At 59.2% G+C, this 26,083-nt stretch carries 32 protein-coding genes and 1 pseudogene; 14 read left to right on the forward strand and 19 right to left on the reverse strand.

All coding sequences use genetic code 11. From position 1 onward, the window contains the following. Positions 1–22 precede the first annotated feature (22 nt). The 16 genes from GGQ66_RS07810 to GGQ66_RS07885 form a co-directional block, all read right to left on the reverse strand. The gene (locus GGQ66_RS07810) at positions 23–613 is read right to left on the reverse strand and encodes an HK97 family phage prohead protease (RefSeq protein ID WP_183791167.1); all 591 of its coding nucleotides are present in this window, start codon (positions 611–613) and stop codon (positions 23–25) included. After that, a complete protein-coding gene (locus tag GGQ66_RS07815; protein WP_183791169.1) occupies positions 597–1,856 on the reverse strand; it encodes a phage portal protein in 1,260 nt (419 codons plus the stop codon). The genes GGQ66_RS07810 and GGQ66_RS07815 overlap by 17 nt, the downstream gene beginning before the upstream one ends. Then, positions 1,856–3,697 (reverse strand): terminase large subunit, encoded by a 1,842-nt coding sequence (locus tag GGQ66_RS07820; protein WP_237358819.1) that lies wholly within the window; start codon positions 3,695–3,697, stop codon positions 1,856–1,858. Before GGQ66_RS07820 ends, GGQ66_RS07815 begins: the two co-directional genes overlap by 1 nt. Continuing rightward, the gene (locus tag GGQ66_RS07825; RefSeq protein WP_183791171.1) at positions 3,660–4,127 is read right to left on the reverse strand and encodes a P27 family phage terminase small subunit; all 468 of its coding nucleotides are present in this window, start codon (positions 4,125–4,127) and stop codon (positions 3,660–3,662) included. The genes GGQ66_RS07820 and GGQ66_RS07825 overlap by 38 nt, the downstream gene beginning before the upstream one ends. 146 nt (positions 4,128–4,273) lie before the next feature. After that, a complete protein-coding gene (locus GGQ66_RS07830; protein WP_183791173.1) occupies positions 4,274–4,630 on the reverse strand; it encodes an HNH endonuclease in 357 nt (118 codons plus the stop codon). A 176-nt stretch (positions 4,631–4,806) separates the two neighbouring features. After that, complete coding sequence (gene nusG / locus GGQ66_RS07835) at positions 4,807–5,418, reverse strand: transcription termination/antitermination protein NusG (RefSeq protein ID WP_183791175.1); 612 nt, start codon at positions 5,416–5,418, stop codon at positions 4,807–4,809. After that, the gene (locus GGQ66_RS07840) at positions 5,405–6,556 is read right to left on the reverse strand and encodes a helix-turn-helix domain-containing protein (protein WP_183791177.1); all 1,152 of its coding nucleotides are present in this window, start codon (positions 6,554–6,556) and stop codon (positions 5,405–5,407) included. Before GGQ66_RS07840 ends, nusG begins: the two co-directional genes overlap by 14 nt. Next, positions 6,553–6,855, reverse strand: a complete 303-nt coding sequence (locus GGQ66_RS07845; protein WP_183791179.1) for a hypothetical protein — start codon at positions 6,853–6,855, stop codon at positions 6,553–6,555. Before GGQ66_RS07845 ends, GGQ66_RS07840 begins: the two co-directional genes overlap by 4 nt. Beyond that, a complete protein-coding gene (locus GGQ66_RS07850; RefSeq protein ID WP_183791181.1) occupies positions 6,852–8,756 on the reverse strand; it encodes a DNA cytosine methyltransferase in 1,905 nt (634 codons plus the stop codon). The genes GGQ66_RS07845 and GGQ66_RS07850 overlap by 4 nt, the downstream gene beginning before the upstream one ends. Continuing rightward, entirely contained in the window at positions 8,756–9,007 is a 252-nt protein-coding gene (locus GGQ66_RS07855; RefSeq protein WP_183791183.1) for a hypothetical protein, read from the reverse strand. Before GGQ66_RS07855 ends, GGQ66_RS07850 begins: the two co-directional genes overlap by 1 nt. Then, positions 9,000–10,211 (reverse strand): MT-A70 family methyltransferase, encoded by a 1,212-nt coding sequence (locus GGQ66_RS07860; protein WP_237358820.1) that lies wholly within the window; start codon positions 10,209–10,211, stop codon positions 9,000–9,002. The genes GGQ66_RS07855 and GGQ66_RS07860 overlap by 8 nt, the downstream gene beginning before the upstream one ends. Next, positions 10,208–10,381, reverse strand: a complete 174-nt coding sequence (locus GGQ66_RS07865) for a hypothetical protein (RefSeq protein ID WP_183791185.1) — start codon at positions 10,379–10,381, stop codon at positions 10,208–10,210. Before GGQ66_RS07865 ends, GGQ66_RS07860 begins: the two co-directional genes overlap by 4 nt. Further along, a complete protein-coding gene (locus GGQ66_RS07870; RefSeq protein ID WP_183791187.1) occupies positions 10,381–10,641 on the reverse strand; it encodes a hypothetical protein in 261 nt (86 codons plus the stop codon). The genes GGQ66_RS07865 and GGQ66_RS07870 overlap by 1 nt, the downstream gene beginning before the upstream one ends. Further along, positions 10,641–11,138 (reverse strand): hypothetical protein, encoded by a 498-nt coding sequence (locus GGQ66_RS07875; protein ID WP_183791189.1) that lies wholly within the window; start codon positions 11,136–11,138, stop codon positions 10,641–10,643. The genes GGQ66_RS07870 and GGQ66_RS07875 overlap by 1 nt, the downstream gene beginning before the upstream one ends. 248 nt (positions 11,139–11,386) lie before the next feature. Further along, positions 11,387–11,533, reverse strand: a complete 147-nt coding sequence (locus tag GGQ66_RS07880; protein ID WP_183791191.1) for a hypothetical protein — start codon at positions 11,531–11,533, stop codon at positions 11,387–11,389. Beyond that, on the reverse strand, positions 11,530–11,823 hold the full coding sequence (locus tag GGQ66_RS07885) for a hypothetical protein (RefSeq protein WP_237358821.1): 294 nt from the start codon (positions 11,821–11,823) through the stop codon (positions 11,530–11,532). Before GGQ66_RS07885 ends, GGQ66_RS07880 begins: the two co-directional genes overlap by 4 nt. Between GGQ66_RS07885 and GGQ66_RS07890 the strand changes: the two genes are divergently transcribed. The 11 genes from GGQ66_RS07890 (at position 11,822) to GGQ66_RS07940 (ending at position 17,486) form a co-directional block, all read left to right on the forward strand. Next, the gene (locus GGQ66_RS07890; protein ID WP_183791193.1) at positions 11,822–12,514 is read left to right on the forward strand and encodes a S24 family peptidase; all 693 of its coding nucleotides are present in this window, start codon (positions 11,822–11,824) and stop codon (positions 12,512–12,514) included. The genes GGQ66_RS07885 and GGQ66_RS07890 overlap by 2 nt on opposite strands. Positions 12,515–12,684: 170 nt before the next feature. Further along, entirely contained in the window at positions 12,685–12,870 is a 186-nt protein-coding gene (locus GGQ66_RS07895; protein WP_183791195.1) for a hypothetical protein, read from the forward strand. Positions 12,871–12,947: 77 nt separating this feature from the next. Further along, positions 12,948–13,385 (forward strand): hypothetical protein, encoded by a 438-nt coding sequence (locus tag GGQ66_RS07900; protein ID WP_183791197.1) that lies wholly within the window; start codon positions 12,948–12,950, stop codon positions 13,383–13,385. Positions 13,386–13,458: 73 nt separating this feature from the next. Beyond that, the gene (locus GGQ66_RS07905; protein ID WP_183791199.1) at positions 13,459–13,644 is read left to right on the forward strand and encodes a hypothetical protein; all 186 of its coding nucleotides are present in this window, start codon (positions 13,459–13,461) and stop codon (positions 13,642–13,644) included. Next, positions 13,641–14,021 (forward strand): hypothetical protein, encoded by a 381-nt coding sequence (locus tag GGQ66_RS07910; RefSeq protein ID WP_237358822.1) that lies wholly within the window; start codon positions 13,641–13,643, stop codon positions 14,019–14,021. Before GGQ66_RS07905 ends, GGQ66_RS07910 begins: the two co-directional genes overlap by 4 nt. Beyond that, entirely contained in the window at positions 14,018–14,500 is a 483-nt protein-coding gene (locus GGQ66_RS07915; protein ID WP_183791201.1) for a hypothetical protein, read from the forward strand. The genes GGQ66_RS07910 and GGQ66_RS07915 overlap by 4 nt, the downstream gene beginning before the upstream one ends. Positions 14,501–14,502: 2 nt before the next feature. Next, complete coding sequence (locus tag GGQ66_RS07920) at positions 14,503–14,829, forward strand: hypothetical protein (RefSeq protein ID WP_183791203.1); 327 nt, start codon at positions 14,503–14,505, stop codon at positions 14,827–14,829. Continuing rightward, positions 14,826–15,422 (forward strand): hypothetical protein, encoded by a 597-nt coding sequence (locus GGQ66_RS07925; RefSeq protein ID WP_183791205.1) that lies wholly within the window; start codon positions 14,826–14,828, stop codon positions 15,420–15,422. The genes GGQ66_RS07920 and GGQ66_RS07925 overlap by 4 nt, the downstream gene beginning before the upstream one ends. Positions 15,423–15,424: 2 nt before the next feature. Beyond that, positions 15,425–16,186 (forward strand): hypothetical protein, encoded by a 762-nt coding sequence (locus GGQ66_RS23055; RefSeq protein WP_210287205.1) that lies wholly within the window; start codon positions 15,425–15,427, stop codon positions 16,184–16,186. Continuing rightward, complete coding sequence (locus GGQ66_RS07935; RefSeq protein WP_183791207.1) at positions 16,173–16,385, forward strand: hypothetical protein; 213 nt, start codon at positions 16,173–16,175, stop codon at positions 16,383–16,385. Before GGQ66_RS23055 ends, GGQ66_RS07935 begins: the two co-directional genes overlap by 14 nt. Positions 16,386–16,754: 369 nt before the next feature. Beyond that, complete coding sequence (locus GGQ66_RS07940) at positions 16,755–17,486, forward strand: helix-turn-helix domain-containing protein (protein ID WP_183791209.1); 732 nt, start codon at positions 16,755–16,757, stop codon at positions 17,484–17,486. 96 nt (positions 17,487–17,582) lie between these two features. On the opposite strand, the gene GGQ66_RS07945 is transcribed toward GGQ66_RS07940, so the two are convergent. Both GGQ66_RS07945 and GGQ66_RS23415 read right to left on the reverse strand, forming a co-directional pair. Next, on the reverse strand, positions 17,583–20,558 hold the full coding sequence (locus GGQ66_RS07945; protein ID WP_036588672.1) for a Tn3 family transposase: 2,976 nt from the start codon (positions 20,556–20,558) through the stop codon (positions 17,583–17,585). Between the two features lie 183 nt (positions 20,559–20,741). Beyond that, positions 20,742–21,448, reverse strand: a pseudogene (locus tag GGQ66_RS23415) (IS66 family transposase); the annotation flags it as partial. A gap of 14 nt (positions 21,449–21,462) precedes the next feature. Between GGQ66_RS23415 and GGQ66_RS07960 the strand changes: the two are divergent. Further along, positions 21,463–22,608 carry an RHE_PE00001 family protein gene (locus GGQ66_RS07960; protein ID WP_183791215.1) on the forward strand — a complete coding sequence of 382 codons (1,146 nt, stop codon included), beginning with the start codon at positions 21,463–21,465 and terminating at the stop codon, positions 22,606–22,608. Positions 22,609–23,189: 581 nt separating this feature from the next. Here GGQ66_RS07960 and GGQ66_RS07965 read toward each other — a convergent pair. Further along, entirely contained in the window at positions 23,190–24,200 is a 1,011-nt protein-coding gene (locus tag GGQ66_RS07965) for a LacI family DNA-binding transcriptional regulator (RefSeq protein WP_183791217.1), read from the reverse strand. A gap of 405 nt (positions 24,201–24,605) precedes the next feature. On the opposite strand from GGQ66_RS07965, the gene GGQ66_RS07970 reads away from it, so the two are divergent. Together GGQ66_RS07970 and GGQ66_RS07975 are read left to right on the forward strand one after the other, a co-directional pair. Beyond that, positions 24,606–25,304 carry a 6-phosphogluconolactonase gene (locus tag GGQ66_RS07970; RefSeq protein ID WP_183791433.1) on the forward strand — a complete coding sequence of 233 codons (699 nt, stop codon included), beginning with the start codon at positions 24,606–24,608 and terminating at the stop codon, positions 25,302–25,304. Next, entirely contained in the window at positions 25,297–26,076 is a 780-nt protein-coding gene (locus GGQ66_RS07975) for a sugar isomerase domain-containing protein (protein ID WP_183791219.1), read from the forward strand. Before GGQ66_RS07970 ends, GGQ66_RS07975 begins: the two co-directional genes overlap by 8 nt. The last annotated feature ends 7 nt before the right edge of the window (positions 26,077–26,083 follow it).

The raw sequence follows: 26,083 nt of genomic DNA on the forward strand, positions 1-26,083 counted from the left end.
TTTGAGTGTGAAAAGCGCAGCGTTATTTGCGCAGCGCGAGGTCAAGACCCACCTTCATGCGCAGCCTTATGGCGGGCACAAAGTGGCGATGCTCGATTTCCGCGCGGGCGCTTTCGAGCGACCGCAGGGCAATCGATGTGCCCGCATAGGCGGGAGCGGAAACGACGGAAACCTCAACAAGATCAACGTCGATGATTGTTCGAAGCGGCGGCTCCACCGAGAAATCCCATTCCTCGTGGACGATGTTGAAACCGAACGACATCCCGGAAATGTCGCCGCGCGCGATCAATGTCAGCACGTCGCGTCCGTCCGTCGTGTCGGGCAGGTCGATTTCAACGGACAGCCCCTTCGCGTCTTCCGCCAGTCGCAGCGTGCCGGAAGTTGTGCGCCCCAGAAGCCGCCCCGAGTCATGGCCGAAAAGCGCCAGCACATCATCCGTGCGCAGGGACCGCGAGAACGCACCGCGCGCAATGACTTCCCGGTAAATTCCGGCAATATCGGCAACTTCACCGAAGATGGCGGCATACCCAGCCACCGTCATGCGCTCGCCATCCGCCCGCGTCTCGACCTTGCGAACGAGCGAACGAATTTGCTTTTCAGACCTGTTCGGCATCGCTTGAACCACTTTCGTCTGTGAGAGGGGGCCCGCCATTATGGCCGATGGGAGCAGCATGCGTGCCAATCGGCTGCGTACCGCTTTGCATGTGCAGGCGATCCGCCGCAGGATCGTCATTGCGCGCCCGGCCTTCGATTTCGCGGCCTTCGTTGGGCGTCAGAAGTGCGGCGTTGATACCGGCAGCAAGACCTTGAATTCGGCTTAGGAAGTCGCCGCGCATCAACCCGTCGAGATTGTGGCTGACATACCGGCCAGCATCGAAGCGCCCGAACACTTTCAGGCTCATTTCGCCTTCGAAGGCCGTGGCCCATTGCGAAATGAGGTGCTTGACCAGGTAAAGGTCATTTTGCTCGACGTTGGAGAACGTCGCCCGCGACAGGTCTTGCAGGAAGTTCGGCGGAATCTGGTAGGCGCGTGCGATTTCCTGAACTTGATACAGCCGCGCTTCCGTCATCTGACCCTTGGCAGGGTCATAGCCGATCTGGGAAAGCTTGTAGCCCGGTGGAAGCTGGATCAATGGCAAGTTATCGTCACGCGCCGCATCGATCGAACGCTTGACGTCATCGCGCGCCCGCTTCATCGCCTCGCCGCCAACAGGAAGCGGCCCTTCCAGCGCCAGCGGTGGAACGCCACCGCCGGCAAAGAAATTCGACGCATAGTCATTCATCGCCAGCGAAAGCTGGATGGCCTTTTCCGCCATGGCGATAGGGCCACGATGCTGAACCATGTTGCGTTTCAGCATGAATGGAATGTCGATCACATCCGAAGACGGATATTCACGGCCTTCCCACGAATAGAAGAGCCGGCCACCACGCCGCCGAACCGAACAGGAACCGGGATCAATAGGCCAAAGGCCGACAACATCAGAGCCGCCCCGCTCGATCCACGCCAGGCCGCGCCCGCCGGTAAACACCTGTTCCCAGAAGTAGCGACGAAACTTCGATGTATCCATTTCGTCATTGGGATACTTCTCGATTGTCTGCGCCGTTTTACCCTTCATGCGGACAGGGCTTCCCTTCCGCGTGGCATAGGCATGCAGCGGCAGACTTGCCAGCGTTCGGCTCAGAAACAAGACAGCCGCTTGCACGGCAGGAACGCGAAGGGCAGATTCCGGCGTGACAGACGGAAGACTTCCGCCGCCAACCCCGAAAAACTGAAGGAAGTTCTCAGCGGAAACCGGAACCCGCTCGCTCTCAAGGGAGGCCGAGCGCGTTTCCCGCGTTTTTGCTTTGGAAGCCATTATCCACCCATTGAAAAGTTTGGGTCATCCCAGGGCGACGCGATCCGCACCCGCTCGCGGCAAAGGGCAATGCCCACCGACATGGCCTGTGACACCATGCCGTCGATGCGCCCGAAGGCGTTTTCCTTGTCGAACATGCGATGGCCGGTGCGGTTTTCAGCGTAGACAACGCTGGCCGCGCAGTGATCAAGCATCGGATTGTTCAGGATCTGCAACCGCTCTTCGTAGATCGCGTTTTCGAGCATGTTGATGCTGTGAGGCATCCACAGATAGATTTCCTGTTCGCCTTCCGGCGCGTCAGGAAGCTTGTCGATCACACGTTTCTGGAAGCCCTGCGGATGGATCGTCATCCGTGACGAAATGTCGGAATCGGGCAAATGCTCTTGCAACTGCTCAAGTCCGTATTGGTCACAACCGATTTCAAGCGGCGCATATTTGGCGCAGATCGATGCAATGGCATCGGCAAGCCATGAATATCGCAGCCGTTCGCCGGGCACCGCCTCGATGTGACCGGCATCGCGCCAAAGATCATAGGGCGCTTGGTCCGTTTTTGCGCGCTCCAGCAGCGTATCGGCAGGAGTCCAGAACCATGTTTTTGACGCCAGACGCTCAGCATCCTTTGTCCGGTCGAGAACCCATGTCAGCGTGAAGGCCGTGAAATCGCGGGTGCGTGACAGGTCAAGGCCACCGTAACAGCCGACGCCAGAGGAAAGCAGCGCATCCAGATCGATTTTAGACTGGCAGGCCGTCCACTTTTCGCGCTTGATCGCCGCCCGAACCGATTGCGTCCATTCGCAAAAGTGCAAACGTGCAATGCCGTTGCGCTTTCCCGGCATCAAGCGAGCCTGATCGACAACGCCTTTAAGATACTTATGCGTTACCGTGACACCTAAAAGCGGGTTCGCCTTCACCCAACAAGACGGATCGTTTTCCCAATCGTCGCCATCATCGAGTGAGCAGACAAAAGCGAACGTCGTATCATCCTGCTTGATCCCCGCCGCAACCTCGATTGCATGCTTATGCTCTTCCCAGCAGACAGACTGCCTGTCGGAACCGGAGTTTGTTGCCATGACAAGTAACGGCTGCTCACGAAACTTGAAGCCGCGTTCCAGCATGTCGATGGTGTCGCGGTTCGGGTGTTCATGAACCTCATCGCACAGTGCACCGTGTGGCCGAGGGCCAGACTGCGCCTTGTCCGACGAGATCGGCTTGAAAATCCGCTTGTCGGTACGATTCTTCCGGCTGCGATAGGTCAACTGCCATACCGGGTTCTTGCCGGATTGAGAAATGCGAGAGGAGAGCTGCGGCGACTGATCGACCATCGACACCGCATCGCTAAACAGGACTTGCGCCTGTTCCTTTTTGGCAGCGGCGGCATAGATTTCAGCCCCCGGCTCACCATCCGCGACCATCATCATGAGGCCGATACCGCCCAGCAGCGGCGACTTTCCGTTACCCTTGCCCTCTTCATCATAGAAGCGCCGGAACCGACGAAGGCCAGTTTCCGCCCACTTCCACCCGAACAGTGATCCGATGCGAAACTTTTGACTTGGATGAAGCTGAAACGGCACCCCCTGAAACTGCCCGCCGTTCAGAAACAGCTTTGTCTCAAACCAGTCGATGCGCTTTTTCGCTTCCGCCAGATCGAAGACCAGGCCACGCGCTGGACCGTCGCGAAGGTCGAGAAGATGGCGACGGCAGGCATTGCGGACATGCGGCCCAGCAACAATGTCGCCCCGAACCACATCCGCCGCCCAGGCTGTCACCGGGTCCGAATCGTAATCGCTGGCCGGCACTTCAACATCAGTCGAAGCCGTCGCCATCGGCAAAATCGAATCCAAGCTGGCCGCCCCCCTGCAAACCACGTTCGGCGGATGGCGTCATTCCGAAGTCGCTTGCAAGCGCCCTGATCTGCCGCCATGTCTCGTTAAGTTGGCTCACTTCCGGCCTGCTCTTGAGCTGCTTCCCGTTGCGGGTCATTGTCTCGTAGGTTTCGCCACCCTCGCGCACATCGAGGCGCAACCGTTCGTGTCGGTCGATGGTGTGGCAAAGCAGTTCGAACATATAAACGTTCGTATCGTTCAGCCTGTTTTTCCGTGGATCACAGAGCGCCGGCGCAAGGCGATCCCAGATCGCCCGAACGGTAAACGGCATGTCATCGGGCCGAAGCTCGACAGAACGGGCCAGCGCCCGCGCCTCAAAATTCGATCCGCCACCGTCTTCCGGCTTGAGCGGAACAACGTTTTCACTCGAAGGTTTCCGCCCTTTCATAGCTAAATACCTCTAATCATGTGGCTTTTTGTCTCTAATTTCCCAATTCCACACAGAAATGACAGACGCCGGTGCGCGAGGTGGATGGGTCTAGAGATCGAACCCACCCCCCCATGGGGAGGAGGGCGGATGGCCGAGGCATCGGTTCAGCGGTTCGCGGGGTGCGATGGATCGATGGGCCAACCGTCTTCGCCAACCGCCGTCGAGAAGCCGCGAAGTTCTTCCGCCTGCTTCGTCGCGTCGTGGTGTGGTTTGCAAAGGCTTTGGAAAGGCCCGTTCCAAAACTTGTCTGGATCGCCGTTATGCCGCTCAACGTGGTCGCACACTTCCGCCACTTCGATCTTGCCTTGCAAGCGGCAGTAACGGCACAGCGGCTCAATGGCGAGTTGGTGCTTGCGGATGGCCTTCCATCGGGCGAGGCCATACCAGCCACGCCAGGCGCGCGCCTCTTCCGACCGTCGATCAAATTTCCCCATACTCTTTAAACGAAAAAAGCCGACCATCTGGCCGGCTCATCAATCATCTAGGCATAGCTTGCGCACTGGCCTTGAAACGCTTTCCCGTGGTTCTGGGAGCGCAAGGCGGGGCCGGGGGAGAACAATCCACATCGGGCATCAAGCGCCCCGGTCAACCCATTATGCGGCAAAGAATCGATATGCCGCTCTCAATGTCCGATTCGTTACTTCCCAATGCGGATTGAGTCAATATCCAGCTCGACGGGCGTTGCCCGACCGAATATCTCAACGTCAACCTTCACCTTGTCGCCCTTGCCGACCAGCGCGCGCACCACAGCCTTGAACGAAGCGAACGGCCCGTGCGTCACAGTCACATGGCAGTCACGCCACCATGAACCGTCATCATCGCCTTGATCTTTCAGCCGTTTCGCCACGCTCAGCCGCAACCGTTCCATGATCCTTTCAGGCATGAGCGTGGGCACGCCGTCATGGCCCATCAGCCCCGAAAGGCGAGACGCTGACAGCAGTCCAACGAAGGCTTCATTCGTCGGGATAACCCGCACAAACAGATAACCGCGAAATAGAGGCGTGTGGATAACTTGCGCCTTAAGCCCGCGCCGAGGTGGTCGCCGCTTCTTTTCCATCGGGCACCAGCACTCAATCCCCAGCGCTGAAAGATCGTCATAAATGCGGGCTTCCGTGCCCGGACGGCAGACGGCAACAATCCAGCGGGCCATTTTTTCGAAGCCCGGAACATCCTTGCACGCCATCCCCACAAGCCCCATCCGCGCACGCCGCTCCGCATCCGCCATCATCCGCCCATTACGTCCGTTCATGGAAAACCCCCGCTGCCTGCACTTCGAAAGCGGCAAGAGCTGCCGCCACGGCCTCATCAAGATCGCCGTCCAGACTGGCGACACGCGGGAAAAACAGCCCTTTCCCGATAGGCGATGGAAGCGGCCAGTCCCGCGCTTCCGCAAGCCGCGCCCATGCTGCGAAAAGCAGGCTTTCGGTCGCCACCCAGACGAAGAGATCGCCAAGCGGCTCGACATGGGCAGGGCAGAAGAACGAACGTTTTTCATGCCACAACGAAACCATGCGATTGGCGGCAGGCCACCCGAACTTGCGGCGCTTCTCGCGCACAAGCTGTTCGCGGGTCCGCGACCCGTCCGCAATCATCTTTTCCTCAAGGCCGGTAAAGGTCACGGCGCTGACAGCCGGTTGCAGCAATCGCCAGAAATAGCAGGCCATCCAGAGCGGCCCCTTAAACGCCGCCTTCACCTGCACGCCGTCGCTTTCCCAAATCCGCCGCCTCAGCGCCGTTTCAGGCCCGCAAAGTTTGGTCTTGTCTCGCACCGTCCGCAAGTATCTAGGCGTCAGCACAAGCGCTGCCTCGCGCTGCGCATCCGTCAGGCCCCGCCACAGCCGCAAAGCCGCAATGCCGTCTTTCTTCCGTGATCTTCGCGGCCACAGCGCGGCCCACTTGCGAAACTGGCCGTCGATTTTCCGCCTGTCCGGTTCGGCAATCTCGCGCACGCCTGCGCGCGCAGATGGAGAGATTCTTGGAGTGGTATTATCTTGGGTCAATGGCTGACCCACCTTTGCACTGTCAATTGACCCACCTTCGACCATGGTTTCGGCCTCCGTCGTTTCGAGGGGATAAGCGTGAGATTGTTCGTCGGGCCAGCGCGCATAATAGGATTTGCGCCGCCATTTTTGCCCGTGCAGACCAGCCGAGCCGATGGGCAGGACGGAAACCCATCCCGCCGCCGCTGCAAGCTCCAGATGATGACGAACTGTGTTCTTGGAAAGCGACGTGGCTTCGCAAAGGTCTTTGATGGATGGAAAGCAGGAATCGCCATCCTCATCCATAAAATAGCTCAGCTTTGAAAGGACGTGCTTTGTCGAAGCTGAAAACGCGGAATTGGCAACCGCACGCCGCCATTTCCACACGCGGGAAACCGGCTTTTTCATTCGCTACCATCCCGTTCCGGAACATAGGCCTTCTGCCGCAGCATTGCCCGGCATTCCTCAAGGAGTTCAATATGATGCGACTTCAATTCGCCGCGATCATCCCGAACGGCATTCAGTGCGGAATGACGCACGTCGAGACAGTCAAGACCAAGCCGAAAACGTGCCGACAGCAGAACTGCCCGAATGGCCGAGTAATCGCGCGCAATCATCCCGTCAGAGGCATCGAGAAGCCAAAGCGCCCGGTCCTGATCCCGGTCAAAGTCTGCAAGAATATCGACGGTTGGGAGAAATCCGCTCATGCCGCCCGCCTTTCATCCCGCGCCAGATGGCCAGCATTCGCCGCCACAAGCGCCCGCGCAACCGGTGGCGAAACGCTGTTGCCAACGCAGGAAACCTGAACCGATTTCGAGAAGGGAACCCACACCGGCCCACCATCCGGGCCAGTGCAGGAATGGTCGTAATGCCCATCAATGCGGTAATCGCGCGGAAAGCCCTGCATGCTGTAAAGCTCACGCGGCGTGAGCATCCGCATGCCGATATCGACCACGACAAAGGTCACGCCGTTGACTTCCAACGTCACAAACTCGCGATCATCCCAGAAGCCGTAAGACCGAAGGAACGCAGCCACGGCACGCGCCCGCTCTTCCTGCGCCGCCGTGAAGGGCGGAACGTCAATCGTCGCCTCGATGTGGCCGAAGCGATCACGCGTCGTCAGCGTCCGTCCCGGCTCATCCTCACGCGATCCATCGCCCGTGCCATAGTATGACTGGAGATAAGGCGTCACGAGCTGCGACTTGCCGCCGCCATCCGCCATCACTGTCCGGCCCGGTCCATCCAGCGCGTGGCCAGTCCCCGTGCCAAACTGCCGGGCGATATAGGCCGAGACAACGCTTTGATGGGAACCGGTTTGCGTGATAGTCGAAAGCGGCGCGGTCACTTCCCGCCCCGGATTAACACCACCCTCACGCCGGGAATCGTTGTTCTGTTGCGCCATATGCGCAAAGAAAACAGAGTTCTGATCCTTTCGGCTGGCCGTGACCGTATGAAGCGGCCCGTCAGCAGCGCGGCACGAACCGCCATGCTGCGCGGCGGTCAGAACGGGAGCAATCAATCCATGCCTGTTCTCTGTCGTGATGACCCGCACAGGTTCATCAATGGGTGCCGCCCGCGTTTGACCACCCTGCCCCGGACCATAGAACGCGGAAAGATGGGGCGAAACCAATGCCTTTTCCCCGCGATGCGCGCCGGTAATCGTATTGATCGGGCAATCCAGCGGCTCGATCCGCCCGCCATGTGTCAGGTTGACGAGGAACGGCCTATCCGCCCGCAGCACATAACGGTCGAAGCCGCGCGCAATGCGATGCATGGTGTTGTCAGCCAAAGGCCGTAGCGCCCGCAGCCCCCACTTGGCGAAAATTTCGTCAGCACTGTCGAAGATCGACGGGCACGGAATGGACCAGTCGATAGAATTGGCACACCATTCATAGGGCAGCTTGCGGCCCGCGATCACATCCGGATCGTCCGGCTTGCCGTGCGTCGGTTTCGGCCAGACGATCTTTTTGCCATCGAAACGCATGATGACAAAAAGCCGCTTGCGGATCGTCTCCGCACCATAATCGCAGGCCCGCAGTTCACGGCTTTCGATCTTCGCGCCGAGACTGCGCAGCTTGCGACACCATTTCTGATAGGTTTCGCCCTTGCGTTCAGGATCGGGCATCAGGCCCTTTTCCGTCATCTTGAGCGGCCCGTAATCCTTGAACTCCTCGACATTCTCCATGATGACGAGATCGACCTTGCCGCCGGATTTCTGGATACGCTCGATCCAGCCGGGAATGATCCAGCAGAGGTCGCGGATATTGCGCTCGACGGGTTTGCCGCCCTTGGCCTTCGAGAAATGCTTGCAATCCGGCGAGAACCACGCCAGCCCGATGTGCTTTCCCGCCAGATAGTCGAGCGGATCAACCTTGTAGACGTTTTCCGAAAGATGCAGCGTCTCAGGATGATTGACGGCATGCAGCGCCAACGCCGCTGCATTGTGGTTGATGGCAATGTCTGGCGAACGGCCCAGCGCCATTTCGATCCCAGTCGAAGCGCCGCCGCCGCCTGCGAAACTGTCGATAATGATCGGTTCCCCCTGCGGGACATTCGGTGCGGAGAGGCCAGCCAGGAGCGTACCGGCGAGAAGGGTTTCACGAAACATCACGCCGCACCCCGCGAAAATTCCCGCTCCAGCGCCGACGCCGCCACCCGGCTAGGGGCCGGGCATTGGTCGCGGTTGCTCACCTCAATTTCAGCATCGCCAAACGTCGAAAAAACAGCGCTGCATTCAAACCGCACACGCGCCGATTTCTCTTCCGTGCCCCAGCGCGTGAAATCCGCCTTAGCAGACCCACACACCGGGCAGTTGCTCAAAAGGGCCAGCACATCGGCCCGCAGCATTGGTTCAGCCATGGGCCACCTCTTCTTTCCCGTTCTCGGCGGCCTCAAAGCCCCAGAATTCCCAATCGCCATTCAGCCGCACGTCGCCAGCCGCAAGGCTTTCGCGCCGGTTGAATAGCTCCAGTTTCTTGAGGCCCTTGAACTGCCGTTCGATCTGTTCGGCAAACCACACCGGCTTGCGGCTGTGTTCGGTCTTGCGTTCGGAATAGAGGCTTGGCGGGTTCTCGCCGGGCACGGGCGCAATCGAGATCGGCCCGCGCTTGCCAATCAAAAGCAGCTCGTGGCAATCGCGCACATGCCGCCCCATGCCGGGGTCAACCTTGTCCCAGACCATGCAGGTCACATAGGTAAAGCCCCATGCCTCAAGCACTTCGATCCCGTGATGCACGCGGTTCGCAGGCACCCAAAGGAAGCATTCCGCCGAGGCCGTCGCGGGACTTTTGTCGCCCGCGCACAGCGCCTTGATTTCATCGAGCGACATGGCCGGATATTTCAGGCCCTTGTCCTGCCCCGTTTCATCGCTCCAGGCTTCCTGTTGCCACGGCGGATCGGCATAAATCACAGGGAAGGCCGCACGCGGCATTTCACCGGCCACGCGTCGCCCGTGGGCGGAAATGGCAGCGAGCAGACCCACGCGCGTTTCCCGGCTCACCCGCATCTGTTCCGTGCGGATCGCCTTTGCCACCTTTTTCAGTTCCGGCACATCGCGGGTCGGCGGCATGAACATTGTCCGCATGGAACGCGACCGACCATCGCGCCCCACGGTTTTTTCCAACTGGGGAATTTCCCCAGTTGAAGCCATGTCCTTGCGCACCGCCGAAACGGTCTTGTGATCGACACCCACCGCCGAGGCAATCGCCCGGCTCGACTTGGCAGGCGAAGCCTTAAGCCAAGCCTGAACGGCCTTTTTCTTTTCCGCCTGCGAAAGCTGGCGACGGTTGACGTTCAGCGAAAGGGCGTGCGCCCGCTTTTCATCCTCGCTCAACCCCTTGCGGATAAAGCGCGGCGGATCGGTAATGCCGAGTTCTTGGCAAATCGCGGCCCGGTGATGACCATCGAGAACAGCGCCCTTTTCGTCGTACTCGATAGGAACCAGAACGCCACGGACGGCAATGTCCGCTTTCAGCGCGGCATAATCCTCGTCGGAAAGTGGCGGCATGACCTGATAAGGCCCATCAACGGAAGGCCGCGCGGCGATAACCTCCACCGCCGTCATTCCACACCCCCAATCCCGCACAAATGCCGGTCCACAATCGCAATCGCGGTCACAACCCGCTCCACCGGCAACCGGCGCAACAGGCGGGCAGCAACCAGCGGAGAAACCCCGGAATGGCTGTCGGCCAGCGCCGAGCGAACATCTTTCGGAAGGCTGTCGAAAACGCCCATCACTCGCACCTCGCAAGCCGGTCGAGATAGGCATTGCCCCGGTCGGTCAGCTCCAGGCGCTTGTTGCTGCCCCCCGCCGCCATCCGCACAAACCCACGGCAGCGCAAAAGCGCGCCGAGCCGGGCCGTATAATTGCGGCTCATGTCGCGGCGAAGGTAAAGCCGCCCACCGCGCGCCCGCAGTTCCCACATCAGCCGCCGCGCTTCCGGTATGAGCGGACGAAAATCGAACCCGAAAAGCTCGGAAGAAAGAGGAGCCATCACGCACCCCCGTCGCGGTCAGCCGCCGCCTTGGCAAGCGCGCCGTCACAGGCCGCAATGCCCTTTTCCGCCATGTCCTTCACATCGACGAACTCGCGGCGAATGGACTGGAGTTCCGCAGGCGTGCGCGTGCCGTCCGCATCGGCATCGACAAAGGCCATGGTCAGGTGCGAAAGCTCGACCATAAGCCCGGCCTTTGCGGTATCGAGGCAACCGCCGACCAACAGGCCACCCTCGCCCGAAACCATGTCAGCCCCGATATTGGCAGCAGCAGCGCGGGAAACCACGGCCCGCTCAACATCGGTTTCCAGCACCATCACGGCCCAAAGCGGCATCAGCGCACCGTCTTCAAGATTGAACCATGTGCCGACAAGCGAGGGTGAAACCTCCAGCACCATAGCCGTGCGCTGAATACCGCCCGCCCGCTTGATAAGATCGCGCTGCGCGCCCTTGACCGCGAAAAACCACGGCTGCTTTTTGATGTCTTCTTTCTTCATGGCCCAAACTCCAGATGTGCGGAAACGCAACTGGAAATTTCAGAGAAATTTCCAATCGTAACCAAAAGTGGAAAAACGTATGAAGGGCGGGAGTCCGCTAAATCACGGAGGCCCGCATGAACTGCAAAAGAGAACAGCGCCGGAGTGCATCGGTTGACACCGAACCGACCCCGTTGCACCCCGGCGCACAGCGGGCGGCAGGGAGGAGACCGCGCCCGGCTGGAACTGAAACAGGAAACGCGCCACCATCAGCGGCACCTCAGAATGCGCCGCGAGCGCGTGCCGCGACGAAGCCGCAGGGCCAGCAGAGCGAAAAGCACCATGCCGCCCACGATGGCGAACACGAAATACGCAATGATCAACAGGAGAGCCGCGGCAACGAGGTTTGCAGTCATTCCGAAATTGCCCTTTCCAGGTTCTCGAACATGGCATCAAACCGCTCGGCGGTAAGCGGACGCATCACCCCTTCCGGCCACTCACAACCATCCGGCCAATGTTCATCCAGCCACAGAATGGCGCGCTCCAAACGTCGCGCGCCTACATCCTTGCCCGCCCGCAGCGCTTTCAAGCGCTTCCCATCACTGAATAACTGACTGGATAGCGTTGCTTCTGCGATGCCGACATGGCCGCAGTAGGTATCCACCAGAGCAAAGAGAGCGTTCAACGTGTTCATGGTCGGTAACATGAGGGATATTTCCCTCATTGACAAGGGAAATGTCCCTCTCGCGGTCAGAAACCAGCCAAGGGATAATTCCCGTATGGAAAAATCCGCTACCGCTGCAATCTTGTCGCGCATCGAAAAACGCCGGAAAGCCCTGAAACTTTCCGCGAGGAAGATTTCCATTGCCGCAGGTTATGGGCCTGATCTGATTCGCGACTGGCGCGGGCCGAAGTCACCGCAACCCCGCCTAGATTCATTGGAAGCCGTCGCTCGCGTTCTCGGCGTGACGGCTGGATGGCTTGCATTTGGGGAGGACGGTGAAGCGCCTGAAGCGAAAACAGTTCCCGTCATCTCATGGGTTGCTGCTGGTAGCTTCACAGACGCTTTTCCGTATGGCGACGTTGAAGATGCTCGCCGAATTCCGACAGATATCGACCACTCAGACCACTGTTTTGCCCTTGAAGTTCATGGCGACAGCATGGACTTGATCGCGCCGGATCGCTCAATCATCATCGTTGATCCGACCAGTCGGGAACTCCTTTCGAAGAAATATTATGTGTTCCGCCAGGGCGATGAAGTGACGTTCAAGCAGTTCCTTTCGAACCCGGATCGGCTGCACCCGTTCTCATCGAACCGCGATCATGAAGCCATGCCGGTAACGGAAGAAACATCCGTAGTGGGCCGGGTTATCCGCGTGATAGTGGACGTTTCATAACTCCAAAAAATTACCATTGATTGCGCGAGCAATTTGGTAATGCACGAATCATTCGTGCATACCGGCTGACCTCGTCAGATACGCGATGCGGGAAATATCCCTTTATTGGCGTTGACAAGGGATATTTCCCGCATAATGATGGCGACGCATCCAACCCGGAGAACGTCACCATGCACAAGACCAACCAGAAAGCCGACGACAAGATCATTCGCGACATGGCCGATACCATGCGCCGCTATGGCGAAGGCATGCCGCGCGAAACGCTGCTGCTGCACTTCACCCAGGAAGAGGTTTCCCGCTTCGAAACGAAGGCCCGCGATCTGGCCATGCAGCTCTCCAGCCGCGCCGCCGCCTGATCCGCTTCCGTGTCTGGCCCGCCTGCAAGGGGCCAGCATCGGAAACGGATGATCGTTTCACGAAGAAAGGACACCCCATGACAACCACCATCACCGTCAAGGCAAATCACGGCTGGCCCGTGCTTGTCTCGCTCCTGAACCCCGAAACTGGCGACCCCTACCAGCCCGCCACGCGCATCGAGCCGGACCAGGAGCGTATTTATCACGCCACCGGCACGACGGACGTGCACATTCATGAAGTGCAGCCCGACGAATGCGTCCATAGCCGCCCCTATTTTGAATATTCGTTGGGTGAAATCGTTAAGTTCGATGGCTCTAGCCGTCGTGGTCGCGTCATTGGCCGCACTGAAATGATCGGCAGCGCCGCCAGCTATTACGTTCGCCACTTCAACACCTTCGGCGATATCCAGAAGGACTGGTTTTCCGCCCACGATCTGGCCCACGTTGATGGCAAAGACTCGCGCGATACCGTCGATATGACGGAGAAGGTTTCAACCTTTCCCGACGCTGCCTGATCCGCGATCCGTTCCGGCTTCTGCCCTGACCGCATGCGGGGCAGTTGCCCGAACGGATGAAGGAACACCGAACATGACCAGCACCAACGCGGGCCACCGGGAAAACCGGAACGCCGCCACCAATTATCGCGTCCATTTTGTAGGCGGGGCCACCGTCACCCTCAAGGCGGCCAATCATCTTAAGGCCGAACAGGACGCCATTCGCCTGCATGCTGGCATGGTGCGCAAGGTCGTATTTCTGGGAAAGGCCGGACAATGAACGACGAACCGAAATCAACAGGCGCACGCCGTCGCCGCGCGGCCTATCGCCTAGGCGTCGAGGCAGGCCGTCGCACCGGCCAGATCGAGGCCATCAACAAGCTGGCCGAGGTTGCAAGCGCCGTCGCCTTTCAGGCCGGAGAACCCGCAAACGAAATCGCAGGCCTGATCCTGTCCGGCATCGCCACCAAACCCGCGCTGATAGAGCGCTTCATGGCCGAGGGTTCGGAACTCATCATAGACGGCACGCTCATCCCGACCTTCGCCGGCATTCAGGGCACCCTCACCTATCGCGCCCTGAACGGCGAAATCGTCCATCCGGATGAACGTCGAAACCGCCTGCCCCGCGCGGCAACAAAATCGGAAGCCAGCAAATGACCAGCGCCGTCACCAAATATCTGCCATCCGCTTGGCTGGACGAAATGAACCCGGAACCGCAGGCCGACCCGACCGCCTTCCTGAATAAATGTGCAGAGCCGGGATACTACCTCATGGAACCGGTTGACGACCCCGAAGATTGGGACAGCACCGCCTACCATGTACAACTCCAGCCCGGCCAGGTCGTGCCCTTTCTCGCGCACCGGCAATACGGAATGCACATCATGACCGTGGCCGAGGATGGCAGCGCCGACGCGCCAACCGTGCCCGCTGACGCCAATTGCTTTTGCATCGGACTGGATTGGGAAGACACGTTTTCCGAGAGCATTGCAGAACTCGCCAAACACTGCACAGAAGACGACTTAGGTCAGGATGGCGTTGCCATTCAGGCATGGTTCTGGAGCGACACCGAAACCCATTTCCGCCTTGTCGAACAGGATGGAAATGCAGTTTTCGAACCATGCGCGGGGCCGAACTGACCATGACGAAAAAAACGAAAGACGAATGGAAGTTCGGGATTGTCTATGCCGGCATCGAAATCGATTGCCAGCGCGGCTTTGCCAGACAGCACGTCAAGAGCATTGGGTTTGCCGCATTTTGCAAAACCGAAGACGACTTTGCTGCCGCGATAACGACAGCGGTCAATGAGTTTAGCAGCGCAACTGTCATCGATCTGACCGACCCCAAGAAAGTTGCGGCAATGCTCCAGGCCGGCTGGATGGCTGCGAGCCGCTCTATTCCATCCTCACCGCCGCAAATAGATGCCCCGTGCCGCGATTTGATAGAAATAAAGGAACAAGGCGAATGACCATCACCCTTTGGAAGCCTGAACCGAACACCATCACGCACCAGGCGCTTGGCAAGCTGGCCGAGGAAGCCGCCGAACTGGCAAAGACCTGCATTCGCGCGCTCATTCAGGGGCTGGACGAAACCAACCCGGCCACCGGCAAGACCAACCGCGAAGAGATCGCGGACGAGATTGCGGATGTAACCGCCGCAACCATCTTTGTCTATGATGTCACCGGCATTGACTACGATACCAACCGCGCCCGCGCAAAGCTGGAAGGCTTCAGGGAATGGACCGCCTTGCTGCATGCGGATGCGGAGGCAATCGCCGCGAATAGCTTCGATAAGGCTGACTGGTTTTATCGTGCTATGGACCCCGACGACAGCGGACAGACGCCGCACGAAGCCATTTCGAAATCATGCTTCGGGCACTTCACCGTTTGCGAAATTGCCAGCTCATTCACTGGCCCGACGCGATACGGCTTCACTGCCCCCATTCCCGAAAGCGACGAAGACGAGTTCCTGCATTTCGAAACCGAGGCCGAGGCCATCGCCGCCGCCAAAGAGCGCGCCGAGCTGCTGGACCAGATCGCCGCAAGTGAGGCCGAGGACTGACCATGACCACCAACCCGCTAGACCCTCACACCCTTGACCGCCTTGTTTCATGGCTGGAGCCTTGGGGCGAGAACACGCCCCACAAGGAAGCCGCTGACGCCATCAAGGCACTACGCGAGCGCGTTGCACAGCTTGAGCACACGGCCCATTACCAGACCCTCAAACTGACGCTTGACACCAGCGCCCTGAAACTACCGACCACCGAACAGCTTGTGGCCCAGCTCCAGACCGACCGCACGACACACAGCGTCCCCATGTTCGGCCCCTACGGCTACCTTTGCGGTCACGTCTGCCTTGACGAAGAACACCACAGTTACGAGCAAGACCCCATCACCCCGACCGATGAATATTGGTCGATCCCGCTTTTTACCATGGCCCCGCCACCGGCACCAGGCCGCTACCCTGCCCCGACCGCCAACATGGCCGTGGCACTTGCCGCAATAGCTGCCGAGCGCCGCCGCCAGATCGAGGAAGAAGGCTTCACCGCCGAGCATGATGACAAGTACACGAGCGGCGCACTCTCACTTGCTGCCGCCTGCTATTGCTTGGATGCTGACATGGCGGATGACGGCCCTGAAATCCGCTTTGCCGCCGCTGATATCTGGCCGTGGCCCGATCATTGGTGGAAGCCAAGCGCCGACCCCCGCGTCAACCTTATCAAAGCCGGAGCGCTGATCGTGGCCGAGCTGGAGCGCCTCGCAAGAGCCGAGGCCGTCGAGCTGTTTGCATGGTGCAAGGAGGCCGCAAAGGATGCGAGTTCTTGAGAAATCCAGAGGCTATTTTAGGGGAACCCACAAGGGCGCGACCATCGAGATAGAGCGCACCACTCTCTTCCTACCCCATCGATTTTACATCACCGTGACATGGAAGGATGGCGGAAAACTCTATGATGGCTTCGCGCCTCCGGAAATAACAACGATGCGCGAAGCCAAACGCGACGCCATTCGCGGGGCCTGCCTGTGATGAAGATCGCATAAACGGCCTTATGACTCAGACCGATCGCGCCCAGGGCACGCCAAAGCCGCGCGGTTATGGTCAACAGAAAGTAAATGCGTTGCCTTGCAGAATCGGACAAGAGTCCCGCAAACTTCACAAGACCCGACTCATTTGCATCCACAACGAGGTTTTTGACCACCAAAGGGCACGAACGAAAAAACCCCGCCGGTTGGCGCCGGCAGGGTTTTGGACTTAGCAGCGCTGTCTTCGACAACACCCTGAGAAAGTGATTCGAAGATAGTCCACAGATTTTCAATCCGCAAGAGTCAACCTCTTGCGGGAACGATGATTTTTTGCCTGCGAGTCCCTGCCCGTCCAACAGAAGGACGAAGGACAATGTTTTCCATTGGTGCACTGGCACTCAAGGCGACGGGCAAGCGCACGGGCGCACCCATCCACCGCTATTCAAAGCCGCTTGGAAAATGCGAAGCGGGCTTCTGGAGGCGCGTGGATAAGCGCGAAGTCTGGAAGATCGTAGACGCCGCCGAGGCCTACGACCTCGCCAACAAGGCCCCCGGCGCACGCAAAGGCCCGCTTGGCAGCATCGCAATCAAGGTGCTGAAGGCACTGGCCCGCTTTGTCGATTACCGCACGGGCCGCCTCGATCCGTCGCTCGATACGATCATGCACCATGCGCGTTGCTCGCGTGACAGCGCCGTGCGCGCGCTCGACGCCTTGCGCCGTCACGGCTTCGTGGATTGGCTTCGCCGCTTTGTGCCGGCCGAGACAGCGCCGGGCGAGAAAGGCCCGCAGGTGAAGCAGGCAAGCAACGCCTACCGCCTTTCCTTGCCCGCCCGCGCTATGGCGCTGCTGACCCGCCACAAGCGCGCCCCTGCCCCCGTCCCGGTGGACGAGGAAGAGCGCCAGGCCGAGAAGGCACGGCAGGAGGAGGACTTTACCGGCCTCTCAGGCAAGACGGACGCGGAGCTGCTCCAGATGACGCACAGCATCGACCAGGTTGCCGCCGCATCGGCCCGCACTGAAATCAGGCTTCGCAGTCTTCGGAAGAAACGCGAGTCTGATTATCAAACTGAATCCGCCCCCAATCTTATTTATTATATGGAATGAGAAGCGGACGCCGCTGTTCGGGCCTCTGACGAGGCCCTGCGGGGTCAGAACAAGAGCAGTCCGAAATCGTACGCTAAGGACGAACGGAATGAGAACTTACGCGGCGTTCCTTAGCCTAGCCGGAAAGCGGAGCGATCGAAATCCGTTCGGCATCTGATGTTCGGCATCCCATGTGTAGATGCCGGTAAGGTTGATATGTTCCCAACTGAGCGGCGATATGTGTTTCAATAGAGTATTAGGAATGTCTCGCCCCGCTCGTTTCAGCTGTGTGACCGCGCGATCAAGATAAACCGTATTCCAGTGCACGATCGCACTGACGACGAGATTGAGCCCCGAGGCGCGGAAAGCTTGGCTTTCGAACGACCGGTCACGGATCTCGCCTCGCTCGTGGAAGAACACAGCGCGTTTCAGCTTATGGGCGGCCTCTCCCCTGTTGAGACCGGCTTGGCATCTCCGCCGCAATGCCGGACTTGAGTACCATTCGATCATGAAGAGCGACCTTTCGATACGGCCGAGTTCGCGGAGCGCCCTCGCGAGATGGCTTTGCTTCGGAGATGCGGACAGCTTCTTCAGGATCGTAGACGGTACCACGGACCGCGTCGTGATCGACGCCGCGAGATGCAGCAGATCGTCCCAATGGTCGAGAATCAGGGCGGTGTTGATCGGCGCCCCGATATGGTTCGACAGGGTTGGATATGCATCGCTCCTCTCGAACGTGTGGAACTTCCGGTCTTTGAGATTGCGCAGTCGCGGTGAGAACCGCTTTCCGATCAAGGCGAACAGCCCGAAGATATGATCACTGGCACCGCCCGTGTCGGTAAAGTGTTCCTGAATGTCGAGCACCGTGTCCTGGTCGAAGAGCCCATCGAGCACATAGGCCGCCTCGCTTTCGGTCGGACTGATGGGCAAAATGCCGAAGTAGCCGTACTGATCTGATAGATGGCTATAGAATTTCGTCCCGGGTTCGCTGCCGTAGTGCAAATTGATGTCGCCGCGCTTTGCGGCTCGGTCACTCGCACGAAAAAATTGGCCATCTGACGATGACGTTGTGCCATTGCCCCAAAGGCGGGAATGCGGATGCTGGGTGTGGACATCGGTGATGCACGCTTGCGCCGCGCGGTAGGTCTCCGATCGGGCATGGAATGTGCGCATCCACCCAATCTGGTGAGCGCTGATCCCCTTGGATGCGCCCGCCATTCGCTTTGGGCCGAGGTTCGTCGCATCGGCCAGTACACCAGCGAGCATGGCAGAGACATTTTTCGGGATGTCGCCGGTACGAACATGCGTGAAGTGATCCGCAAAGCCGGTCCATTCATGCACTTCCCTTAACAAGTCGGGAACCTCGACCAACGGATACATATCGCTGATCTCGGCATTCAGTTCCTCTGCTGCCACGGGGACTTCGCCGACGGTTGGTGTGACGATCAACGTTCCGGCCTCAAGACGAACTCCTTCGAGCTTTCCGGATCGTGCTCTGTGCGCAAGACGCTGCAGGTTGAACTCGAGCATCTGGCACGCTTCAGCAAGCCACTGCGCGCCGTCGCCTTGGACCCCCAAACCGAGACGATCTTCTTCCTTCATCGTGATGAATGTCGACCGCGGCATCAGATGCTCGTCAATCGGCCGGAAAGATCGGCTGCCGTCGACCCAAATGTCCGCAGATCTAAGCCGGTCTCGCAAAGCCGCTAGCGTGGCGATCTCGTAGAGACGGCGATCAGGTTTCCCTTGTTCGAAGATAAGCCGTCGATCAGTTTGGCTGAGATGGGTGAGCGGCACGCGATCAGGGAGTGTCCGCCGCTTCTCGGCATAAAGCCGTTTCAGCAGCGCAATTGCCGCCAGAAGCGGGTCGTGGCGATGCGCCGAGCGAAACGTGAAGGCCTGAAGAAATGCACCAATGTATTTGTGGACGGTCGCGTATTGTTCGGCTGCCACGGTCAACGGCGGTGCCTCGTTGTCGTCGACCATCGACTCAAGCTCAGGCTTCATCCGAAGCAACCGGTCCCAACCGACTTTTTGGTCGAGAACATCCAATGCGTTCCGACCATGGTCGTTGGCGGACTGTAGTGCGGTGATCGTATCTAGAAACATGCGCAGCGCTTTGGCGGTATTCGCCCTGCAGTCCATCTGTCGCTGCTTCTTTCGATTGTTGGCTTGCGAGAACAATTTACCCATCAGCTTGATGAACATCGTCACCGCATCGTCCGTGAGCTTCTGGCAAAGCTTGATGACTTGGGCCACGATCAGAGCGTGGCGACGGCTGGCGTTGAAGTCGTTGGCAAGCCAAGCCGGCGTTGCGTTGCCCTCCCGGATCATCTGGTCCCACCGTCCGGATGACACGCGCGCCTGCAGTTCCGGATCGATCTCCAGCCGCCGCAGAAAGGCTATCCGCTCGGTCAGCCCGACGAGGTTCGACGCGGCCGGCGCTTCTGGTGCCGAACGCAGCCAATGAAAGCGGGTCTGGCCGATCGACGGGTCAACCTCTAACAGCCTATCCAGTGATTGAAGCCTATCGAGTGGGATGTCTTCAATCAGGGTTCTTTCTGCTCGCCGCCGGGCTATGGCACGGCCGGCAAGGCCGATGCGTTCGATCGTGTCGATCGCCGGCAGAAGAGCGCCGCGTTCGCGAAACGCGGCGACAGTCGAACTGGCTATCGCAGCACCGTCGTCGGACAAGGTCGCCGCTTGAATTGCCGCCAATAGCGCGGCGCGGCGATCTTGCAGCGTCGCGCTTCTCGTATCCAGATACACCATTAGCCGCGCCATATGATCCCGACGGGTTTCTTCGCGGCGTGCATAGAGGGCAAATTCGTCTGGAGCGGCGCCGATCTGATCAGCAACATACTTCAGCATGGCGCGAGGCGGAGTTTCTTCTGCTCCAAGCACTCGACCCGGGTATCGCATTAGACATAGCTGGATGGCGAAGCCGAGCCGATTGTGATTACGTCTCCGCAGTTCAATCTCCAGGCGATCCGCCAATGACAACGAATAGTGTCGGATTAGGTTATCCTCGTCGACTGGTATGTCGACAAGCTTCCGGCGATCTTGATCTTTAAGAAGCTTGCGCTTTGCCATCGCCCGACTCCATTGATGAGCAATCTGCTCGAAGCGTTGTCGAGTCGGGCCGGACAGAGAAATCAAAATTGGCGCATGTCGGTGGCAATCCACAGAGATCGGATGTTGCACATCGGATCTACGGCATCGTTCCGGTTTCGTTCGACCTTAGCGTACGATTTCGGACTGCTCTTGTTCCGACCCCAGCACGGCTGCATCCTCGGCATGAAAGCCATCCAACCTCTCTGTCAGGAACCGGACCACCTGGCGTTTGGAGATCGCGACACCAACGTCGTTCAGAAACGTCGTCATTCGCCGCGTCGTGACCTGCCCATGCACATGCAGCATCAGACAAAACCGCCGCAGATTGGGCCCAAACCCGCCTCGTATCCCCGCAGGCAGCGGCGCGATGATGGTGTCTCCCTCCGGCGTCCCCCAGCATTCCCGCCGGTAACGAACCACCTCGACCCTGAGCACCAGATCCCGGACAAAACAGTCCTTGTAGCCCTTGAAGCGCGATCCCGGCGGTACACTGACAGGCAGCACCTCTTCACGCGTTACCCGCTTTGTATCGTTCTTCGGCCCGCGCGGCCGGGGTGCCGGATCCTGGCCGGTGAGCATCTTGTCACCCGTTGCCTTTTCCATCCCCGACGGTCTGAAGGGTGGGCGCGGCGGCAGGTTTTTCAGCCGCGCAATCTCGTCACGCAGAGTTGGTTGTCGACCTTCAGTCGGGTGTTTTCCAGCCTGAGCTGATCGTTCTCATCCGCAAGCCTCTGGTTTTCGGTCTCGAGCTTTTCAATCCGGGCGTCTGCCCGATCAGCGCGCTCCACCAGACCGGTCACGAGCTCTCGCAACGCTTTCAGCGAAAGCGTGTCGGCATGCTCAACCATGGGAAGGCGCCGCTTCGTCATGAAAGAAGAATCTCATGATTTGCAGAAAACAGGAATCCCTCCTGCCACCGGATTTGCTCCAGGTACTGATGCGGCCAGCTTTCGACGCTGGCACCGCGCTCACCCATCTCGACGAGCGCATCGCCCGTTCACCGGTCGGCGCAGGCTTCCTGGAGCGCTCCCACTTTGTCGACGCCTGTGCGTCGCTGTGGATCGATGGCGAACTCGTCCATCTCGAGGACCTCGTCCTCCACGACGCGTTTCGCGATATCCGCACCCCGACCCACGAACTGACCATCGCCCGCGACGTTCTTCGCACCCGCCGGCGGATGTCCGGGCAGTCGCCGGACTGGGCACTTTCGGCCGAGGGTATTCGCACGTTGCGGCAAACCGCAGAAATCACGCCGGTCGGGCCTGATGAGGCGGAGGCGGTCGGCACCATCAGGCGCGTGGTCGCGACCGAACAGGAAGGGGAGGGGGAGGATGACGACGACGTCGGAAATCTCCCCGGTATCGATTACGCCGCCATCGATGCGGTGCTCGCCCGATCGGAGGCTGCTATCGAAAGTGCCAAACGACCTGGCCGTGGCAGCATTCAAGATAAAGATCCGATGATTTACGATCTCGACTGGGACGAGGATGCCCGGCTCGACGAATGGCGCGGCGTGCTGCGGCAGGCGGAACACCTGCCGGCAGTACTTCAGGCTATCGTTGCCCTCGATGCCTGGAACGAGCTTTCCGTCCTGCAGCATGCGCCCTGGCTTGGTCGGCTGCTTGCTGCATCAATCCTACGGGAAGCTGGCATCACCACCGGCGCGCATCTCGCCGCCATCAATCTTGGCCTGAAAACCATTCCCGTCGATCGGCGCCGGCATCGCGACCGGGAAACCCGGCTGCTTGCCATCGCCCACGGCTTCTTGGCGGCCGCAGAGATCGGCATGAAAGAGCATGACCGCCTGGCGTTGGCTCGTCAGATGATGGAACGCAAACTGGCGGGAAGACGAACGTCGTCAAAGCTGCCGGAACTGGTCGAGCTGGTCATGGCGAAGCCGTTGGTGTCGGCCGGGATGGTGGCGAAAACGCTCGACATGACGCCGCAGGCGGCGCGGCGGATCGTTTTGGAACTGGGCCTACGCGAGATGACCGGGAGGGGGAGGTTTCGGGCGTGGGGGATATTGTGAATGCCGCGCACGCACTGCGGCATCCGTGTCCCGCGCTTACTAGGCGCACAACTACCACCATGGAACGGTCAAGCCGCGTTTACCGCTGCGACAAATTGGTCAGGGAACGGGGCGGTCCTGATAGCGTGTCACCTGTGCCGTGACATACTCGGCTTTGTGAAGCATCTGATTAAGATTCGGAATGCCGCCGGAATTGAAATCGACGGTGCTAGGCAGCGTTCCAGCATCGTCGCCCAAAACCCACCCCCCCTGGTGTCCACCCCATTCTCGCTTTCCTTAAGGCGCTCTGATTCTGCCGAACTGTCGCATGGCCGAAAGCAGGCGCGACAGCCGCCAAATTCGACCATGCGGCATAATCCCGCTTACGGCATGATGAGGAATTTCGTGTACGGACGTGCGATTGAACATTGTCGTCTGCGCCTTTGCAGCCTGTTGCCGCGACGTAAAGTCGTGAAGGCGGGTAGGTATTTACGAAGTGGCGCCTTCAGAGATTGAGGATGAGGCTTTCAGGCGCTTTAACCCGCCTCAGGAGCAGGCGTGTTGCCGGTCATCATGGTCGTGGTCAGGTTTCCTTGTCTGGTTTACCCTGACGTCACCGCGCTATGTGGTTCTCTCGTCGTATTTCTGACGACGAGATGCGTTGCAATCATGTGTCGCAGATCGGCGTGTTTGCTGGTTTGCAGCATTTCGAGCAGCAGGGCTATCGCGGCTTGTCCGGCCTCGGAAGACTGGCTTGAAATAGAGGTCAACGCTGGATAGGTGACTGAGCCGAGCACATCGTCACAGCCGATCAGGCTGAAGTCGGCTGGAACCGAAATTCCCCGTTCAGCCAGCCCGGTCAACACGCCCTGGGCTGTGAGATCGTCAAAGGCGATTCCGGCTGTTGCGCCGGTTGCCAACATGGCTTCGACCGCCTTGCGGCCCGATTCAAAATCCGGGCGCAGTGTGGGAACCGTTGCGGTTTCAACGCCGAGGGCAAGAGCGGTTTTATCGAATGCTTCCTGTCTCTGGCGGTTGGACCATGAAACCGGTGGGCCGCTGATATAGACCATCTTGCGGTGATGCAGTTTCGCAAGATGCGTGACGGCTTCCGCAACGCCCACCGAACTGTCGATAAGCACGCTGGAGATGCCGGGAATATCACGATTGATCAGGACGAGGGGCAGTTTCTCGGCATGGGCCCAGATACGCTCATCGGAGAGACGGGGAGAGGCGAGTATAAGCCCCTCGACCTGGCCTGTGAAACGACCGATGAGCTGATCCTCCTTCTCTCCGTTTTCTTCGGTGTTGCCGAGAAAGATACAGAAATTGGCACTATCCGCCTGCATCTGCGCAGCCCGGATCATGGGCGGGAAGAACGGATTGGCAATATCGGGCACTATGAGGGCGATGTTGCCATACCGCCCCGTGCTGAGTGCGCGGGCGGTATGGTTGGGGCGATAGCCGAGTTGATCGGCCGCCGCCATGATTCGGTTGACTGTTTCGGGACTGAGCATTTCGGGCCGGGTGAACGCACGAGAAACGCTTGATCTGGCCACGCCGGCGGCGTCCGCCACCTGGCTGATCGTTACGCCTTTGATGTGTTTGCTCATGCAGCTTCGTTCGCTTTCCCGATCGGCGAGGAGCGCCGGATACATCTTGCTGTCATCGTCTGCCGCAACAGGTCAGAGGACATACGGGCATGGCCCGCTTTCTCCTGAAGCAGAGGAACAGTTCCGCCTGTACCCACATTACGGCTTTGATTTTATCGCCTAGCACAAATCTCACATATTCATCAATTCCGGTAAAATGCAGTTTTGATACTTGACATGCAACCGGTTGCATGAAAACTTTTTGCCATGAAAGGCCCGAGCGGACAAGCGGCTTCCGAAGTCGTCGGGTTTTAAACCTTGCAGTGGAGAAAAGCCTTGACGTCCCAAGATCCCAGCCGTCCCGAACCGGTTGCCTGCCGCACCTTTGGCCGGCTTTCTGTCGAAGCTTTTGCAACACGAGCTCAGATGGGAGCCGCTGCCGCGGGCGACGTGGCGGGTGCTTTGATCGAGCGTCTGAAAGAGCGCGGTGCTGTGCGGATGATTTTCGCGGCAGCACCCAGCCAGTCCGAGATGCTGTCTTGTCTTTGCGCCACGCCGGGTATCGACTGGTCGCGTGTGACTGCGTTTCACATGGACGAATATATTGGTCTTCCCCCCGCATCTCCTGCTCGTTTTTCCAATTGGCTGGAGCAGAACCTCTTTGCCAAAGTGGGTTTTGCTGCCGTTCATAAATTGCAGCCGGATGCTGACGCTGCGGCGGAAGCCGTTCGCTACACGACCCTTTTGAACGAGGCGCCGATCGATTTCGTATGCTTCGGCATCGGCGAAAACGGCCATGTTGCTTTTAATGATCCGCCCGTCGCCGATTTCGATGACCCGGAGGACGTCAAGATTGTCGAGCTTGACGAGGTTTGCCGCACGCAGCAGGTGAATGACGGGTGTTTTCCCGATTTCGATGCGGTGCCGTCACGGGCGCTGACGTTGACTGTTCCACGTTTGTTGCGGGCAGATCGCATGTTCTGCGTCGTGCCTGGCTCCACCAAGCGTGCAGCCGTGCGTGACACGCTTTATGGCCCCGTCGATACGGCTTGCCCGGCCAGCATCCTGAGAGAGCGTGGCACTTGCACGCTTTATATTGACAAGGATTCCAACCCCGATGTCTGACACGATCCGGATTGACGCCGACGCTTTGTGCGAAGGCTATTTTGCTTCGACGCAGGATTTGATGCGCCGGGTTCTTGCTGAAGAGGCGTCCGCACTCGATGCAGCCGCTGCGAAACTGGCTGATCAGGTTGCCGGCGACAGGTTGATTCACATTTTCGGGCCGGGCGGGCATTCCAATCTTGCTTCGCAGGAAGTGTTCTTCCGCGCAGGTGGCCTGATGCATGTCAGCGCCATTCTTGACGAGGGAACCCTGCTCTCTAACGGAGCCTTGCGCTCCATGGCCATAGAGCGCCTGCCTGGATACGGGAAGATTGTCATCGCCGACCAGCGCCTTGACGAGCACTCGCTTCTTATTCTGGTCAATGCCTATGGTATCAATGCGGCCCTGATCGATGCCGCGCTGGAAGCGCGGCGGCGTGGCGCCTTTATTATTGGTGTCAGTTCCCGCCAGCATGCCGCAGGAACCGCGCCGGATCATCCGGCACGTCACCCAACGCGCCAGAACCTGCATGACATCGTGGATATCGCCATCGACACCAAGGTGCCGATCGGCGATGCGGTGGTGCAGATGCCGGGAATGACTGAGAATATTTCAGCGATTTCCACCTTTGCCAACGCCTTTACGCTCAATTGTCTCGTTATCCGCACCGTTGCCAAACTCGTGGAACGCGGTATCGAGCCGCCGGTGTGGCGCAGCGGAAATGCTCCGGGTGGCGATGAAGCCAATGGCCGCTTCATCTCGCGCTTTCAGGGGCGGGTAAAGGCGCTCTGACCATGAG

The organism is Allorhizobium borbori, assembly GCF_014196535.1.
Lineage (GTDB): Bacteria > Pseudomonadota > Alphaproteobacteria > Rhizobiales > Rhizobiaceae > Ectorhizobium > Ectorhizobium borbori.

Coding starts and splice junctions, on each gene's coding strand:
- GGQ66_RS07870 (WP_183791187.1), bottom strand. CDS start 10,641: ATGGCTCCTCTTTCTTCCGAGCTTTTCGGGTTCGATTTTCGTCCGCTC.
- GGQ66_RS07855 (WP_183791183.1), bottom strand. CDS start 9,007: ATGGCTGAACCAATGCTGCGGGCCGATGTGCTGGCCCTTTTGAGCAAC.
- GGQ66_RS07945 (WP_036588672.1), bottom strand. CDS start 20,558: ATGGCAAAGCGCAAGCTTCTTAAAGATCAAGATCGCCGGAAGCTTGTC.
- GGQ66_RS07940 (WP_183791209.1), top strand. CDS start 16,755: ATGTTTTCCATTGGTGCACTGGCACTCAAGGCGACGGGCAAGCGCACG.
- GGQ66_RS07965 (WP_183791217.1), bottom strand. CDS start 24,200: ATGAGCAAACACATCAAAGGCGTAACGATCAGCCAGGTGGCGGACGCC.
- GGQ66_RS07910 (WP_237358822.1), top strand. CDS start 13,641: ATGAACGACGAACCGAAATCAACAGGCGCACGCCGTCGCCGCGCGGCC.
- GGQ66_RS07815 (WP_183791169.1), bottom strand. CDS start 1,856: ATGGCTTCCAAAGCAAAAACGCGGGAAACGCGCTCGGCCTCCCTTGAG.
- GGQ66_RS07845 (WP_183791179.1), bottom strand. CDS start 6,855: ATGAGCGGATTTCTCCCAACCGTCGATATTCTTGCAGACTTTGACCGG.
- GGQ66_RS07920 (WP_183791203.1), top strand. CDS start 14,503: ATGACGAAAAAAACGAAAGACGAATGGAAGTTCGGGATTGTCTATGCC.
- GGQ66_RS23055 (WP_210287205.1), top strand. CDS start 15,425: ATGACCACCAACCCGCTAGACCCTCACACCCTTGACCGCCTTGTTTCA.
- GGQ66_RS07860 (WP_237358820.1), bottom strand. CDS start 10,211: ATGACGGCGGTGGAGGTTATCGCCGCGCGGCCTTCCGTTGATGGGCCT.
- GGQ66_RS07885 (WP_237358821.1), bottom strand. CDS start 11,823: ATGTTACCGACCATGAACACGTTGAACGCTCTCTTTGCTCTGGTGGAT.
- nusG (WP_183791175.1), bottom strand. CDS start 5,418: ATGAACGGACGTAATGGGCGGATGATGGCGGATGCGGAGCGGCGTGCG.
- GGQ66_RS07970 (WP_183791433.1), top strand. CDS start 24,606: ATGGGAGCCGCTGCCGCGGGCGACGTGGCGGGTGCTTTGATCGAGCGT.
- GGQ66_RS07880 (WP_183791191.1), bottom strand. CDS start 11,533: ATGACTGCAAACCTCGTTGCCGCGGCTCTCCTGTTGATCATTGCGTAT.
- GGQ66_RS07915 (WP_183791201.1), top strand. CDS start 14,018: ATGACCAGCGCCGTCACCAAATATCTGCCATCCGCTTGGCTGGACGAA.
- GGQ66_RS07895 (WP_183791195.1), top strand. CDS start 12,685: ATGCACAAGACCAACCAGAAAGCCGACGACAAGATCATTCGCGACATG.
- GGQ66_RS07830 (WP_183791173.1), bottom strand. CDS start 4,630: ATGGTCGGCTTTTTTCGTTTAAAGAGTATGGGGAAATTTGATCGACGG.
- GGQ66_RS07925 (WP_183791205.1), top strand. CDS start 14,826: ATGACCATCACCCTTTGGAAGCCTGAACCGAACACCATCACGCACCAG.
- GGQ66_RS07850 (WP_183791181.1), bottom strand. CDS start 8,756: ATGTTTCGTGAAACCCTTCTCGCCGGTACGCTCCTGGCTGGCCTCTCC.
- GGQ66_RS07865 (WP_183791185.1), bottom strand. CDS start 10,381: ATGGGCGTTTTCGACAGCCTTCCGAAAGATGTTCGCTCGGCGCTGGCC.
- GGQ66_RS07905 (WP_183791199.1), top strand. CDS start 13,459: ATGACCAGCACCAACGCGGGCCACCGGGAAAACCGGAACGCCGCCACC.
- GGQ66_RS07840 (WP_183791177.1), bottom strand. CDS start 6,556: ATGAAAAAGCCGGTTTCCCGCGTGTGGAAATGGCGGCGTGCGGTTGCC.
- GGQ66_RS07975 (WP_183791219.1), top strand. CDS start 25,297: ATGTCTGACACGATCCGGATTGACGCCGACGCTTTGTGCGAAGGCTAT.
- GGQ66_RS07810 (WP_183791167.1), bottom strand. CDS start 613: ATGCCGAACAGGTCTGAAAAGCAAATTCGTTCGCTCGTTCGCAAGGTC.
- GGQ66_RS07825 (WP_183791171.1), bottom strand. CDS start 4,127: ATGAAAGGGCGGAAACCTTCGAGTGAAAACGTTGTTCCGCTCAAGCCG.
- GGQ66_RS07875 (WP_183791189.1), bottom strand. CDS start 11,138: ATGAAGAAAGAAGACATCAAAAAGCAGCCGTGGTTTTTCGCGGTCAAG.
- GGQ66_RS07935 (WP_183791207.1), top strand. CDS start 16,173: ATGCGAGTTCTTGAGAAATCCAGAGGCTATTTTAGGGGAACCCACAAG.
- GGQ66_RS07960 (WP_183791215.1), top strand. CDS start 21,463: ATGATTTGCAGAAAACAGGAATCCCTCCTGCCACCGGATTTGCTCCAG.
- GGQ66_RS07900 (WP_183791197.1), top strand. CDS start 12,948: ATGACAACCACCATCACCGTCAAGGCAAATCACGGCTGGCCCGTGCTT.
- GGQ66_RS07890 (WP_183791193.1), top strand. CDS start 11,822: ATGAGGGATATTTCCCTCATTGACAAGGGAAATGTCCCTCTCGCGGTC.